This window comes from Microbacterium hydrocarbonoxydans (genome assembly GCF_023715885.1).
Lineage (GTDB): Bacteria > Actinomycetota > Actinomycetes > Actinomycetales > Microbacteriaceae > Microbacterium > Microbacterium hydrocarbonoxydans_C.
This window is the reverse complement of record NZ_JAMBOY010000001.1, coordinates 718508-732046: the sequence shown is the minus strand read 5'-3', so window position 1 is coordinate 732046 and position 13539 is coordinate 718508. Positions and strand designations below refer to the sequence as shown.

Annotated in this window: 12 protein-coding genes and 2 pseudogenes; 11 read left to right on the top strand and 3 right to left on the bottom strand. The window is 69.1% G+C overall.

Translation table 11 applies throughout. The features are described 5' to 3' along the window. The first annotated feature begins 82 nt into the window (after nt 1–82). From M3195_RS03485 to M3195_RS03450, 8 genes are all read left to right on the top strand, one after another. Entirely contained in the window at nt 83–1075 is a 993-nt protein-coding gene (locus M3195_RS03485) for a LacI family DNA-binding transcriptional regulator (protein WP_251585159.1), read from the top strand. A 52-nt stretch (nt 1076–1127) separates the two neighbouring features. After that, on the top strand, nt 1128–2393 hold the full coding sequence (locus M3195_RS03480; protein ID WP_251585158.1) for an extracellular solute-binding protein: 1266 nt from the start codon (nt 1128–1130) through the stop codon (nt 2391–2393). 10 nt (nt 2394–2403) lie between these two features. Continuing rightward, the gene (locus tag M3195_RS03475) at nt 2404–3366 is read left to right on the top strand and encodes a carbohydrate ABC transporter permease (RefSeq protein ID WP_251585157.1); all 963 of its coding nucleotides are present in this window, start codon (nt 2404–2406) and stop codon (nt 3364–3366) included. Next, on the top strand, nt 3363–4205 hold the full coding sequence (locus M3195_RS03470; protein ID WP_251585156.1) for a carbohydrate ABC transporter permease: 843 nt from the start codon (nt 3363–3365) through the stop codon (nt 4203–4205). Before M3195_RS03475 ends, M3195_RS03470 begins: the two co-directional genes overlap by 4 nt. Before the next feature lie 30 nt (nt 4206–4235). Beyond that, nucleotides 4236–5213, top strand: coding sequence for a glycoside hydrolase family 130 protein (locus M3195_RS03465; RefSeq protein ID WP_251585155.1), 978 nt, complete (start codon nt 4236–4238; stop codon nt 5211–5213). Then, nucleotides 5210–7252, top strand: coding sequence for a hypothetical protein (locus M3195_RS03460; RefSeq protein WP_251585154.1), 2043 nt, complete (start codon nt 5210–5212; stop codon nt 7250–7252). The genes M3195_RS03465 and M3195_RS03460 overlap by 4 nt, the downstream gene beginning before the upstream one ends. Before the next feature lie 100 nt (nt 7253–7352). Continuing rightward, nucleotides 7353–8009, top strand: a complete 657-nt coding sequence (locus M3195_RS03455) for a histidine phosphatase family protein (protein WP_251585153.1) — start codon at nt 7353–7355, stop codon at nt 8007–8009. 49 nt (nt 8010–8058) lie between these two features. Further along, nucleotides 8059–9030 (top strand): squalene cyclase, encoded by a 972-nt coding sequence (locus M3195_RS03450; RefSeq protein WP_251585152.1) that lies wholly within the window; start codon nt 8059–8061, stop codon nt 9028–9030. 25 nt (nt 9031–9055) lie between these two features. Here M3195_RS03450 and M3195_RS03445 read toward each other — a convergent pair whose 3' ends face one another. Beyond that, nucleotides 9056–9586 (bottom strand): hypothetical protein, encoded by a 531-nt coding sequence (locus M3195_RS03445; RefSeq protein ID WP_251585151.1) that lies wholly within the window; start codon nt 9584–9586, stop codon nt 9056–9058. Between M3195_RS03445 and M3195_RS03440 the strand changes: the two are divergent. Then, nucleotides 9585–9986: pseudogene (locus M3195_RS03440) on the top strand (Fur family transcriptional regulator); the annotation flags it as partial. The gene M3195_RS03445 and the pseudogene M3195_RS03440 overlap by 2 nt on opposite strands. On the opposite strand, the pseudogene M3195_RS17170 reads toward M3195_RS03440, so the two are convergent. Beyond that, nucleotides 9906–10181: pseudogene (locus M3195_RS17170) on the bottom strand (hypothetical protein); the annotation flags it as partial. The pseudogenes M3195_RS03440 and M3195_RS17170 sit on opposite strands and share 81 nt — an antisense overlap. Between M3195_RS17170 and M3195_RS03435 the strand changes: the two are divergent. Both M3195_RS03435 and M3195_RS03430 read left to right on the top strand, forming a co-directional pair. Further along, entirely contained in the window at nt 10180–11649 is a 1470-nt protein-coding gene (locus M3195_RS03435) for a catalase (protein ID WP_251585150.1), read from the top strand. The pseudogene M3195_RS17170 and the gene M3195_RS03435 sit on opposite strands and share 2 nt — an antisense overlap. A 66-nt stretch (nt 11650–11715) precedes the next feature. Further along, nucleotides 11716–12177 (top strand): hypothetical protein, encoded by a 462-nt coding sequence (locus M3195_RS03430; protein WP_251585149.1) that lies wholly within the window; start codon nt 11716–11718, stop codon nt 12175–12177. Nucleotides 12178–12510: 333 nt separating this feature from the next. Here M3195_RS03430 and M3195_RS03425 read toward each other — a convergent pair whose 3' ends face one another. Then, nucleotides 12511–13341 (bottom strand): hypothetical protein, encoded by an 831-nt coding sequence (locus M3195_RS03425; RefSeq protein ID WP_251585148.1) that lies wholly within the window; start codon nt 13339–13341, stop codon nt 12511–12513. Nucleotides 13342–13539: the final 198 nt, after the last annotated feature.

Sequence of the window (13539 nt, the reverse complement as noted above, 5' to 3'; positions counted from 1 at the left end):
TCGGGGTTGTGGGATGCCGTCAAACCGGTTTACACTCGTCAAACCGGTTCACGAGACTCGGATGCAGTCACGAGGAGGTGGCATGAGCCGCACGACGATCGCCGATGTCGCCCGCGAGGCAGGGGTCACCAAGGCCACCGTGTCGCACGCGCTGAGCGGCAAGCGGCCCATCTCCGACGACACAAGGGCGAAGGTTCTCGCCGCCGTCGAGAAGCTGCAGTGGGTGCCGAGCCAGAGCGCCCGAGCCCTCGCCACGCAGCGCGCAAACGCCGTGGCGGTCGTGCTGGCCCGCGATCCCGAGGTCATCGCGAACGACTCGTTCTTCCCCGCGTTCATCGCCGGCGTCGAATCGGTCCTCGCCGAAACCGAGACCGCCCTGCTGCTGCAGGTGGTGCCGGATCGGGATGCCGAGGAGCGCGCCTACCGCACCCTGAGCCACGGCCGCGCCGACGGCGCCCTGCTGCTCGACCTGCGCATCGACGACTGGCGCGTCCCGCTGCTCGAGGAGCTGCGTGTACCCACCGTGCTCGTCGGCGCCTACGAGCAGCCGAGCCGCTTCTCGTGCGTACGCACCGACGACGCGGCCCCGGTCGCCGAGATCATCGACCACCTGCGCGCAGCGGGGCACACGCGCATCGCCCACATCTCCGGGCCGCTCGACTACGTGCACTCGCGCGTGCGCGCCGACGCGTACATCGCCGCGATCGGCGACGACGGCCTGCTGCGCGAGGGCGACTTCACGGCATCCAGCGGCCGCGAGCGCACCGCCGAGCTGCTCGCGCTGCCCGACCGGCCGACCGCGATCCTGTACTCGAACGACACCATGGCCATCGCCGGTCTCTCGTATGCGCGGTCGCAGGGGCTGAACGTCCCGCGCGATCTCGCCATCTCGGGCTTCGACGACGACCACCTCTCCGCCCACCTCTCCCCGGCCCTGACGAGCGTCTCGTCGGGGCCGGCCGCGCGCGGGCGCGCCGCAGCTCGCCTGCTGCAGGCCGACATCCTCGGCGCGGATCCCCGGATCGAGGACGTCGACTGCACCGTCGTGCACTTCCGGGACAGCACCGGCGACTGACCCGCCCGAAGCCAACAGCACCACCCGAACACATCGCGTCAAGGAGGACACCATGAAGAAGATCCGTGCAGCAGCAGTGCTCGGCGTCACCGCACTCGTCGTCACCGGGTGCTCGGCGGGCGGCGGCGGGGGCGGGGGATCCGCCGACGGCACCGGCCCGATCAAGATCTGGCTCTCGAACAACGAGCAGGAGGTCGAGTGGGGTCAGTCGGTCGTCGATGCCTGGAACGCCGAGCACCCCGACGAGAAGGTCACCGCGCAGGAGATCCCCGCCGGGTCCTCGTCGGAGGAGGCCATCACCGCCGCGATCACCGCGGGCACGGCCCCCTGTCTCGTCTACAACGTCGCGCCCGCCGCGGTCTCGGGCTGGGTCAAGCAGGGTGGACTGGTGAACCTCAGCGAGATCGACGGCGCCGACGACTACATCACCGAGCGCGGCGGAGAGGTCGACTCGTATGCGACCGACGGCGCGTACTACCAGGTGCCGTGGAAGTCGAACCCCGTCATGGTCATGTACAACAAGGCTCTGTTCCAGGCCGCGGGCATCGACCCCGAGAACCCGCAGATGAACACGTACGACGCGTTCATCGATGGCTCGAAGAAGATCGTCGCCTCGGGCGTGCAGAGCGCGATCTGGCCGGCGCCGACCAGCGAGTTCTACCAGCCCTGGTTCGACTTCTACCCGCTGTACCTCGCCGAGACCGACGGCACGATGCTCGTCGAAGACGGCAAGGCCACGTTCGACTCGGATGCCGGCCGCACCGTCGCCGACTTCTGGTCGACGTTCTACCAGGAGAAGCTCTCGCCGAATGAGGCCTCGACCGACGACGCGATGTCGGCGGGCACCACGGCCATGCAGCTCGCCGGACCCTGGGCCATCCCCTCGTACGCCGACACGGTCGACGTGGGCTTCATGCCGGTGCCGACCAGCGACGGCCGGGAGAACCCGACGACGTTCGCCGACTCGAAGAGCGTCTCGATGTTCACCGCCTGCGAGAACCAGGGCACCGCGTGGGAGTTCCTGAAGTTCTCGACGAGCGAGGACAGCGACGGACAGCTGCTCGAGGCCACGGGCCAGATGCCCATGCGCACCGACCTGACCGGCACCTACGCCGACTACTTCGACGCGAACCCGAACTACGTGGCGTTCGCCGAGCAGGCCGAGAAGACGGCGGACGTGCCCAGCATCCCGAACTCCGTCGAGGCGTGGCAGGCGTTCCGCGACGAGTACTCGTCGGCGGTGATCTTCGGCAAGGAGTCCGTGGACGACTTCCTGAAGAACGCGGCCGCGAAGGTCGACGACCTCGTCGCCGAGTGACGACCGGGTCATGACTCTTCGAGACGATGCGGTCGCGGACGTGGCCGGGGCACCCGCTGCCCCGGCCACGCCGCCGGCCCGGTCATCGAGATCACTGCGCACCCGCTGGCTCGGTGCGCAGCCGATCGGCGGCCTGTTCGCGCTGCCGTACCTCGTGTTTGTGCTGGCGATCTTCGCGTTCCCGCTCGGCTTCGCGGTCTACATCGCCTTCCACGACTACTTCTTCACCGCGCCGGGCGCGGTGGTCGAGCGGCCTTTCGTCGGGTTCGACAACTTCATCACCGTGCTCACCGATCCTCGGGTGCTCGGGGCGTTCCGCAACACGCTGATCTTCCTCGTCATCAACGTGCCGCTCACCGCCGTGCTGTCGCTCGTGCTGGCGGCGGCCCTGAACACCGGCATCCGCTGGGCTGCTGCCTACCGCGTGGCGTTCTACGTGCCGTATCTCACGGCGAGCGTCTCGCTCGTCGGCGTGTGGATGCTGCTGTTCTCGGGCAACGGGCTGATCAACACGATCCTCGGACCGCTCGCCCCCGACCCCTCGTGGCTCGTGAACAGCGGGCTCGCGATGCCGATGATCGCGTTCTACGTGACGTGGAAGCAGCTCGGCTTCTACATCCTGCTCTACCTCGCGGCGCTGCAGAACGTGCCGAAGGAGCTGTACGAGTCGGCCGAGACCGACGGTGCGGGGGCCTTCGCCCGGTTCTGGAACGTCACGGTTCCCGGGGTGCGCAGCGCGACGACGCTCGTGCTGATCCTGTCGATCATCACCGGTGCCAACCTCTTCACCGAGCCGTATCTGCTCACGAACGGCGGCGGCCCCGACGGGGCGTCCACGACTCCGGTGCTGCTGATCTATCAGCTGGGCATCCAGCAGCAGAACCCCGACACCGCGGCGGCGATCGGCATGATCCTCGTGATCCTCGTCGGAATGCTGTCGCTCTTGGCCAACCGCGCGACGAGGGAGCGATGATGACCCGCCGACGTTCACTGCCCCGCATCCTCAGCATCATCCTGCTGACAGCCGCGGCCATCGGATTCGCGTTCCCGTTCTACTTCATGCTGGTCGGGGCGTTCCAGGAGAGTCCGACGAATTCGCCGAGCGAGCTGTTGCCCACGAGCGGCTGGACGGTCGACAACTTCGTCGCGATCGACTCCCGCATCGACCTCGTCGGATCGCTCGTCAACTCGCTCATCTTCACGCTGGGCGTGCTGCTCGGCACGGTCGTGTTCGGGCTGCTGGCCGGCTACGCGATCGCCCGTCTCGACTTCCGTGGGCGCGGCGTCGTGTGGGTGCTGATGCTGCTGGTGCAGATGGTGCCGTTCCAGCTGCTGATGATCCCGCTGTACGTGCAGATCACGCGCAACTACGGCCTCGGCGACTCGTATCTCGGCATGATCCTGCCGTTCCTCATCAACACGACGGCCGTGTTCATCTTCGTGCAGTTCTTCAAGGCGCTGCCCGCGGAGATCTTCGAGGCCGCGCGCATCGACGGGGCGGGCGAGATCCGGCTGCTGACCTCGGTCGCGATCCCGCTGATCCGCCCGGCTCTCGTGACCGTCGTGCTCGTCACGTTCATCGGCCCCTGGAACGAATTCCTCTGGCCGTTCCTCATCACGAAGGATGCCGCGCTGCAGCCGCTCGCGGTGTCGCTCGCCAACTACATCTCCAACGTCGCGCAGTCGACGGCGAACCCGAACGGGGCGATCCTCGCCGGGGCGACAGCTCTGGCGTTCCCCGTCGTGATCCTGTTCATCGTCTTCCAGCGCTACTTCACCGCCACCGACCTCGGCGCGGCAGTCAAGGGCTGACGCCCCGCAACCCCGCCAGAAAGGACACCCATGTTCACCGGAGCATCCTTCCCCCTCGGTCCGTTCACGCCTTACGAGGGCAACCCGATCCTGCGCCCGAGAGGCGACAGCTGGGAGTCGGCGAACCTCTACAACCCGGCCGCGCTCGTCGACGGGGACGAGGTCGTGCTGCTCTACCGCGCCCACGCCGACGACATCGTGTCGCACATCGGCATCGCGCGGTCGAGCGACGGCGTGAACTTCACCCGCGAGGACGCGCCGATCCTGTCGCCCTCGGAGGACTACGAGCGCTACGGCTGCGAGGACCCGCGCATCGCGCTCATCGACGGCACGTACTACCTCACCTACACGGGGTGGGACCGCCGCAGCGCGCAGCTGTGCCTCGCGACCTCGACCGACCTGCGCACCTGGACCAAGCACGGCCCTCTGTTCGACGACTTCGACACCTTCAAGACCATGGATCCGCGCGGGTTCAACTGGTCGAAGGCCGGGGTCATCGTGCCGCAGAAGATGCACGGGAAGTGGTGGATGTACTTCGGCGAGGGCGGCATCTACTGGGCGACGAGCGACGACCTCATCCACTGGACGCCCGGCACGCCGGACACCGAGCCGATGTACTCGCCGACGCCCGGCACGTGGGACGAAGCGCTCGTCGAGATCGGCACCTCGCCGGTCGTCACCGACAACGGCCTGCTGGTGATGCTCACCAACGGCGCGACGCGCACCGTGCACGAAGACGGATCGGTCGACGTGGACTACCGCTGCGGCCAGATCGCGATCGATCCCGATCAGCCGACGAAAGTGCTGGCGCGACTGCAGGAGCCGTGGCTGCGCCCGCAGACCTTCGAGGACCTGAACGGACTCGTGTCGAACGTCACGTTCGTCGAAGGACTCGTGAAGTTCAAGGGAAAGTGGTTCGCGTACTACGGCCAGTCCGACACGACTCTAGCGGTCGCCATCCACGACCCTGCCGAGCCGTGGGGCAGGGCGCTCAGGGAGCAGCCATGACGATCTCGCGTCGCGCCTTCCTGACCGCTGCGGCCGCGAGCTCGGCGCTCGCGCTGCTCCCGACCGGGCGTCCGGATGCCGCGACGGCGGCGTCGTCGGCATCCGCTCTGCCCTTCTCGCTGCCCGTCGAAGCGGACCGCGGCCGGCGGCTCACGAACCTCGCGCACCTGCGCTTCCTGCTCGCGGAGGTGCCGGTCGCGGCGAGTGCGACGCACACGACGTTCGGCATCGAGAGCGACCCGCGCGTACGCGCCCCGTGGACCTACGCCGAAAGCGACGGCGCGGGCGGTTACCGTCCGGTGGGTGGCGGCACGCGCGACGCCGTGACGGGGTACTGGACCCAGGGCGCCTACAACGCCGACGACATCGCGCGGGCGGCCGTCGTCTTCCTGCGCGATTGGAAGGCCTCGGGCGACGTGCAGAGTCGCGACGAGGCACGGGACGTGCTGCGCTCGCTCGCCTTCCTGCAGACCGTCTCGGGGCCGAACGCGGGGCGCGTCGTGCTCTGGCAGCAGGAGGACGGCACGCTGAATCCGAGCGCGATCCCGGTGGAGCTGCCCGATCCGTCGGACTCCGCGGAGTCGTACTGGCTCGCGCGCACCGTCTGGGCGTTCGGCGAGGGGTACGCCGCCTTCGCCGCGGAGGATGCCGCGTTCGCGGCCTTCCTGCTCGAGCGCCTGCACCTGTGCCTCGACGCGCTGAGTCGCGAGTCGCTGTCGCGCGCCGGGCGGTTCGTGCGCAGCGACGGCCGCGACCTGCCGGCCTGGCTCATCGCCGGAGGGGCGGATGCCACGGCCGAGGCCATGCTCGGACTCGCGGCCGCCGCCGAGGTCGGCGACCAGCGCAGTCGCGACGCGCTCTCGACGTACGGCGAGGCGGTGGCCGCGATGGCGACGGACCCGCGCGGCGGGTGGCCGTTCGGAGCCGTGCTGCCGTGGACCGGATCGCTCGGCTTCTGGCACGCGTGGGGTGCGGCGGCGCCGGAGGCGCTCGGTCGTGCGGGAGCCCTGCTCCGCCGACGCGACTGGATTCGGGCATCGGTGGCGGATGCCGGCACGTTCACGCCTCAGGTGCTCGCCTCGGGCGGCCCGCACAATGCGTGGGCGCCGCTGCCCGCAGAGGCTCAGATCGCATACGGCGGGCACGGTCGGGTGGCCGGCGCCCTCGCTGCGGCGGCGGCCGGGGGCGGCGAGGGTCTGCGTCTGATCGCGGGTCTCGCCGCGGGTTGGTTCTTCGGCGCGAACACCGCCGGACAGCCCGTGTACGACCCCGCGACCGGCGTCACGTTCGACGGCGTCGAGACCGACGGACGCATCAACCGCAATTCCGGCGCCGAGTCGACGATCCACGGGCTGCTCACGATGCTTCTGCTCGACGCGAACCGCGACGTCGCGGCCCTGGCGACCTCGATCACCGGTCTGAGCTCGTTCTCGGGACTGCGGGTGCTCGAGGCCGAGAGTGCGCGGCTGTCGGCCGGGTGCATCGTCGAGCGGCCGGCTGGCGGGGCGTGGACCGGCGAGGGCAACCTGTCGGGGGGCGCGTTCGTGCGGGTGCCGGCCGGAGAGACGGTGGAGTTCGACGTGACGGAGGCCGACGGCATCCTGCACGCTCTGATCTGGCAGCGGGCCGCCGATGCCGGAGACGCGGTCTGGGAGGTGTTCCGCGGCAGCAAGCGGCTCTGGAGCACCCGCACGCCGGCCGGCGGGACGGGCGACCGCGGTCTCACCGAAGCCGACGGGATGCTCGTGCCGCAGCGCATCGGGGATCTCCCGGGTGACGCGGTCGTGGTGCGGTGCACGAGCCGCGGCGACGTGCGGCTCGACGCGCTCGTGATCCAACCGGCGGTGGCAACGGCGGTGTACGCGACGAGCTCGGGCTCGGCGGTCCTGTACGCCGAGGGTACGGGGCGGGACCAGCGCGTCGCCGCTCTCGCCCCGGGCGCGGGTCGCGCGTACGAGGCCGACGGTTCGCAGCGCGGCCAGGCCGTCGGCGGCGGGAAGGTGCGCGTGCGCGGCGGCGGGTTCACTGTGACGCGCTGAGGCTGTCCCGATGCGCGGATGCTGGCACGATTCGCGGACGATTCTCCCGAATGCGTCCGGCTATCGTGACAGCATCCGCAGATCGTGACAGCCTGACCGTGTGTTCACCAACGACCCGCTGCCCGATCGCCCGGCTCCCGACAACCCGACCGGCAAGCTCGTGCTGCTGCGGCACGGCGAGACCGAGTGGTCGAAGGCGGGTCGGCACACCGGGCTGACCGACATCCCGCTGACCGCGCGCGGGGAGGACCTCGCCCGCGGCGCCGGGCGGCTGGTCGCCGACTACGACTTCTCGCTCGTGCTCGCGTCTCCCCTCGAGCGAGCCAGGCGCACGGCCGAGCTCGCCGGGCTGCACGCCGAGGTCGATCCCCTGCTCGTCGAGTGGGACTACGGCGGGTACGAGGGTCGCACGACCAAGGATATCCGGGCCGAACTCGGCTACGACTGGAGCGCGTTCACGCACGGCGTCGTGCGCGGGGAGACGCCCGGCGAGACCGTCGAGGAGGTCGCCGCGCGAGCGTCGCGTGTGCTCACCCGCGTGCTGCCCGTACTCGCGCAGGGTGACGTCGCACTCGTCGCGCACGGGCACTTCCTCCGCATCCTCACCGCCGTGTACCTGCGGCTCGCTCCGCGCTTCGGGGCGCAGATCTCCCTCAACGCCGGGTCGGTCTCGGTGCTGAGCTTCTACCGGGAGCAGCCCGCGATCCTCTCCTGGAACTACGGTCTGGAACTGCCCCTCGCGCCGTCGGAGTCCTGACCCGGAATCGCCGCGCGCGATGTCGCATCGCGGGAGTAGCCTGCCTGGCATGACGACGACGATGTCGACGGAGACGACGAGGTGGTTGCTCGACGGAGACCCCGCGGTGCGCTGGCAGGTCGAACGCGACCTGCTGCACGCTCCGGATGCGACGTGGCAGGCGACCCGTGCACGGGTGGCGACCGAGGGGTTCGGCGCCGCCCTGCTGGCGATGCAGGATGCCGACGGGCAGTGGGCCGGGGGCGCGCACTTCCCCGCGGGGTTCTTCGACGGCGGCCGACCCGCGGAGCCGGACCAGCCGTGGATCGCGACCTCGTGGTCGCTGGATCAGCTGCGCGAGTGGGGAGTCGGGGCCGCTGCACTCGGTGACACCGCGGAGCGCCTCGATCGGAACTGCCGCTGGGAGTACAACGACATGCCGTTCTGGGGCGGCGAGGTGGACGTCTGCATCAACGCGTTCACGCTTGCGAACGGCGCGTGGCTCGGCGCCGACGTGTCGCGGCTGGTCGCCTGGTTCCCCGAGCACCGCTTGGCGGACGGCGGCTGGAACTGCGAGGCCGAGGAGGGCGACTCGGTGCGGTCGTCGTTCCACTCCACACTGAACGCGGTGCGCGGGATGCTGTCGTACGAGTGCTTCACGGGCGACACGTCGCTGCGTGATGCCCGGCGCGCGGGCGAGGAGTACCTGCTGCGCCGGAGGCTGCTGTACCGGGAGTCGACCGGCGAACGCGTGGGCGACTTCGTCGATCACTTCGTGTACCCGTCGCGGTATCGCTACAGCGCGCTCACCGCGCTCGATCACTTCCGCGAGGCGGCGCTTGTCGACGGCGCGGCACCCGACGAGCGGATCACGGATGCCGTGGAGGCGGTGCGCGCGGCGCGGCAGCCGGACGGGACGTGGCTGCAGGGCGCTCCCCTGCGCGGGCGCACCTGGTTCGACGTCGACGCCCCCGAGGGCGAGCCGTCGCGCTGGCTGACACTGATCGGGGCGCGCGTGCTCGCCTGGGCGGATCCCGGCTAGCGGCCGCTCGCACCGGGCCGCCGGATCACCCGACGCGTCGCACGGACACCGCGAAGATCGACGGCTCGCCCTGCAGGTCCAGGTCGACCTTCAGGCCCGTGCTCGTCGTCATGATGTCGAAGGCGATCGTCGCGTTCGTGCACTGCGTCGGCTGCGGCGAGGGCTCGGCATCCAGATCGCCCACGGACGCCGAGATCGTGCCGTCGCCTCGGCACGCGATCTGCGCCTGGTAGGTGCCGGGCTCGAGCGAGGAGAACTGCGACCTGTAGTGGGCGGACGACGGCTCGCTGAGCCAGCCGGACAGAGAGCCGACGTACCCGTCGGTATCGGACCCCGGAACGGCCGTCTCCGCCCAGTCGGCGATGTCGTCGACGGGAATCGGGAGCTTCTCCGCCACCGCGGGATCCGGTGCGGCGTCGGGTGAGGTCGTGCTCGTGGTCGGCGGCGAGGGAGACGCGGATGCGTCGCGCTCGGCATCCGCCGTCGGCGTGCAGCCGACCACCCCCGTCATCGTCGCGAGAGCCAGGCCGATCGTCGCCATCCGTCTGCCGTCCATGCCCTCCACGCTACGGAGGCCTCAGGAGAGTGCAACCCCTGCAGCATCCCGATATACGACACGCCGCTCTTTTGAATCATTCAAAACAACATGTAGTGTCGGGGGCGTGGAAACCACACTCGAGTCGGCGCTTCACGACGCCGGTCTGAGGGCGACCGCGGGCCGCGTCGCCGTTCTCGAGGCGATGGAATCCATGGCCCACACGGATGCGGAGCGCGTGTTCCGCGCAGTCTCCGAGGTGCTGCCGACGACGTCGATCCAGTCGGTGCACAACATCCTCGCGGACCTGACGACGGCGGGCCTGCTCCGCCGGATCGAACCGGCAGGATCCGCAGCGCTCTACGAACGGCGCATCGGCGACAACCACCACCACATCGTCTGCACCGGCTGCGGTGCGATCGGCGATGTGGACTGCGTCGTCGGCGAAGCGCCGTGCCTCACCCCGTCTTCGGCCGGGGGATTCACCGTCCAGACAGCCGAAGTCACCTTCTGGGGCCTCTGCCCCAGTTGCCAGAACGCCGCGTAGGCGTGTCCGCCGATGCCCCCGGAACCCCGGGTGCACTCGTCGCGCCCACGCGCAGAAGGAGAAGATCATGACCGACCCATCCACCACGCCCCTGCCCGCGACCACGACGCAGACGGGCACGCCGGTCGCCAGCGACGCGCACTCCCTCACCGTCGGCGCCGACGGGCCCACGGTTCTGCACGACCGCTACCTGGTCGAGAAGCTCGCGTCGTTCAACCGCGAGCGCGTGCCGGAGCGCAACCCGCACGCCAAGGGCGGCGGCGCGTTCGGCGAGTTCGTCGTCACCGAGGACGTGTCGGCCTACACCCGCGCCGCCGTGTTCCAGCCGGGCGCCACGAGCGAGACGCTGCTGCGGTTCTCGTCGGTCGCCGGTGAGCAGGGATCGCCCGACACCTGGCGCGACGTGCGCGGCTTCTCGCTGCGCTTCTACACGACCGAGGGCAACCTCGACATCGTCGGCAACAACACCCCCACCTTCTTCATCCGCGACGCGATGAAGTTCCCCGACTTCATCCACTCGCAGAAGCGCCTGGGCGACTCCGGTCTGCGGGATGCCGACATGCAGTGGGACTTCTGGACCCTCTCCCCCGAGTCGGCCCACCAGGTCACGTACCTCATGGGCGACCGCGGTCTGCCGCGCAGCTGGCGCCACATGAACGGCTACGGCTCGCACACGTACCAGTGGGTCAACGCCGGGGGCGAGCGGTTCTGGGTGCAGTACCACTTCCTGTCCAACCAGGGCGTCGAGGCGATGGGCGCGGCCGAGGCCGAGCAGCTCGCGGGATCGGATGCCGACTACTACCGTCGCGACCTGTTCGACGCGATCACCCGCGGCGAGCACCCCTCGTGGGACGTCTACGTGCAGATCATGCCCTACGAAGAGGCCAAGGCCTATCGCTTCAACCCGTTCGACCTGACGAAGACCTGGTCGAAGAAGGACTACCCGCGCATCAAGGTCGGCACGTTCACGCTGAACCGCAACCCGCAGAACTTCTTCGCCGAGATCGAGCAGGCGGCGTTCTCGCCCGGCAACCAGGTGCCCGGCACCGGCATCTCGCCCGACAAGATGCTGATGGCCCGCGTCTTCGCGTACCCCGACGCTCAGCGTCACCGCGTCGGCACGAACTACAACCAGCTGCCCGTGAACCAGCCGCACGCGGCCGAGGTGCGCAACTACATGCATGAGGGCAACATGCAGTACCACTTCAACCCGGCCGAGCACCGCGTCTACACGCCGAACTCGTACGGCCCCGCCGGCGGCCCCGCCGCCGACCCGCTGGCCGGCGTGGAGGCGAGCTGGGAGTCCGACGGCGAGCTGATCCGCTCCGCCGCGACCCTGCACCTCGACGACGACGACTTCGGTCAGGCCGGAACGCTGTACCGCACGGTCTTCGACGACGAGCAGCGCGCCCGCTTCCTCGAGACCCTCACCGGTCAGGGTCGCGGACTCACGGTCGACGCCATCCGCGAGCGCTTCTTCCAGTACTGGACGAACGTGGACGCCGCTCTCGGCGAGGCCCTGCGCCGCGCTGTCTGACCGACGACAGGGGCGGATGCCGCGATGTGCGGCATCCGCTCCTTCTCTCGATGAAGGAGCACCGTCATGAGGTTCGGTCCGCTGCATTCCGTCGGAGGACAGCTGGTCGTCGGCGACCCCGGCCGCCGGCACCTCGTGCTCCTGCCCGATGCGGTGCACTACCGGAACGATGACGAGGTCGAAGCGACGTTCGCGTGGGCGGGAGTCACCGGCATCCGACTCTCCCTCCCGACGACCCGATTCCGCTTCCCTGCCGCTGTGTCTGGCGTGGCGCTCTCGGCTCTCACCCTCTTCGTGCAAGACGATCCGCAGATCTCGCCGAAGGACGGTGCGGTGGCGATCGACGGGGACGAGGCTTTCGCAGCACCGCTGAACTGCCATCACCTCGGCGGCTATTGGCAGCGCACGGTCGACGTCGCGCAGGATCTGATCGCTCGATTCATCGAGGAACCGACCTCTCGGACGCTGTTGCATCACCCCGACACGCTCATCGAGACGGTCAGCTCCGCCGCACGACGCCGGAAGTGATCATCTCGGCGAGCGAGCTCGCCTGAGGTGGATACGAAAGACCGGCTCAGGACGGGGGCGCCTGCTTCAGCCTCTTCATGACGACTCGACGGTCGCGATGCAACTTCCACCAGCTGAACGTGGTCCGCAACTGCAGCCTTCCCAGATCGTCAAGACTCGGAAGTTGCCGTTCGCGCAGCTCCGCCTGGATCGCGTCTCGATCTGCTCGTCCTCGTCGCTCGATCACGGCGTAGGCTTCCCGCACCGAGGGTGAAGACAGCGGGTGAGCGGCGATCCTCGCATCGATGTCGGCCAATCTCCGCTCCAGGCCGTAGCGGGAGCTCACCACCGAGCTCACCGTCCCAACGCGCAGGCCAGAGCCGCGCGGCCTAACCCACCCCAGATCGTTCCGCTCGCGAAAGCGGCAGTGATCTGGGGGCCGCTCAGACCGAGCCCAATGAGGCAACGGAACACCCACGGGGCAATGAATATCGGATCAGCGACGACGGGATAGCTGACGTCGGAAGTCGTGTGATCGACGATCTGGGTCAGAGTGTTGCCGTCGACTTCGTAAGCCGTAGGAATCGCGTCACCGTCGGCATCCATCGCCCACGGAGCTGCGATGGTGACTACCGCCCGACCGCGCTCATCGACGATTTCGACGATCCCGTCGCGCGACGAAAGAGTGTGTTCCGGCGCCAGCGCGAGCCGGTGTGCGAACCGGGTCGGAGCTTGGTCGTCGGCGATCGTCGTCAGCACTTGCACTCCGACCTCGCCGACTATGACAGCGGAGGAACTGCTCTTGCCCGGAAAAGCGATCACGCCCTCATCGAGCACGACGGCATCCGATGCCTCATGCGCCAGAGGCAAGTGGAGGGTCAACGGATCTGGGGTCCATCCCTCAAGTTGCACCCCGGTCTCGGCCGCCTCGCCGACGCGGACGGTTCCAGGCCCCGCGGAAACAAGCGTCCCACCTTCGGTCGCGCGAGCGAGGTCGGTCCGCGGGATGACAAGTTCGGGCTTGCGTTCGAGGACTTGTTCAATCGAATCCGCGAGCGCTTCCGGTGCTTCGTTCATCTCGTCTTGCGCCGCCGACGCGCCAGTCGTGGACGCCAAGACGAGTGCCGCAGTGCTGATCAACGCGGTAGCGAGGACCGAGAGCCGTTTCTGAGCAAGAGGTTTCATTTCCGACCCTTCGTCTGTGGAGCTCCCAAACTAGGCCGGCCCAACGGCGGAAAGTGCGGTATGCCAGCATGCATTGCAATAGGTGGAATCGGTCGTCCCAAACCACCCGACTGCCATGGTCACGAGGTGCTGACCACACTCGGCGAGGCCCTGCGCCGCGCCGTCTGACGCATCCCCGTCTCGTCGAAACCCACCGCG

Coding starts and splice junctions, on each gene's coding strand:
- M3195_RS03430 (WP_251585149.1), top strand. CDS start 11,716: ATGAGGTTCGGTCCGCTGCATTCCGTCGGAGGACAGCTGGTCGTCGGC.
- M3195_RS03450 (WP_251585152.1), top strand. CDS start 8,059: ATGACGACGACGATGTCGACGGAGACGACGAGGTGGTTGCTCGACGGA.
- M3195_RS03480 (WP_251585158.1), top strand. CDS start 1,128: ATGAAGAAGATCCGTGCAGCAGCAGTGCTCGGCGTCACCGCACTCGTC.
- M3195_RS03460 (WP_251585154.1), top strand. CDS start 5,210: ATGACGATCTCGCGTCGCGCCTTCCTGACCGCTGCGGCCGCGAGCTCG.
- M3195_RS03475 (WP_251585157.1), top strand. CDS start 2,404: ATGACTCTTCGAGACGATGCGGTCGCGGACGTGGCCGGGGCACCCGCT.
- M3195_RS03470 (WP_251585156.1), top strand. CDS start 3,363: ATGATGACCCGCCGACGTTCACTGCCCCGCATCCTCAGCATCATCCTG.
- M3195_RS03425 (WP_251585148.1), bottom strand. CDS start 13,341: ATGAAACCTCTTGCTCAGAAACGGCTCTCGGTCCTCGCTACCGCGTTG.
- M3195_RS03465 (WP_251585155.1), top strand. CDS start 4,236: ATGTTCACCGGAGCATCCTTCCCCCTCGGTCCGTTCACGCCTTACGAG.
- M3195_RS03435 (WP_251585150.1), top strand. CDS start 10,180: ATGACCGACCCATCCACCACGCCCCTGCCCGCGACCACGACGCAGACG.
- M3195_RS03485 (WP_251585159.1), top strand. CDS start 83: ATGAGCCGCACGACGATCGCCGATGTCGCCCGCGAGGCAGGGGTCACC.
- M3195_RS03445 (WP_251585151.1), bottom strand. CDS start 9,586: ATGGACGGCAGACGGATGGCGACGATCGGCCTGGCTCTCGCGACGATG.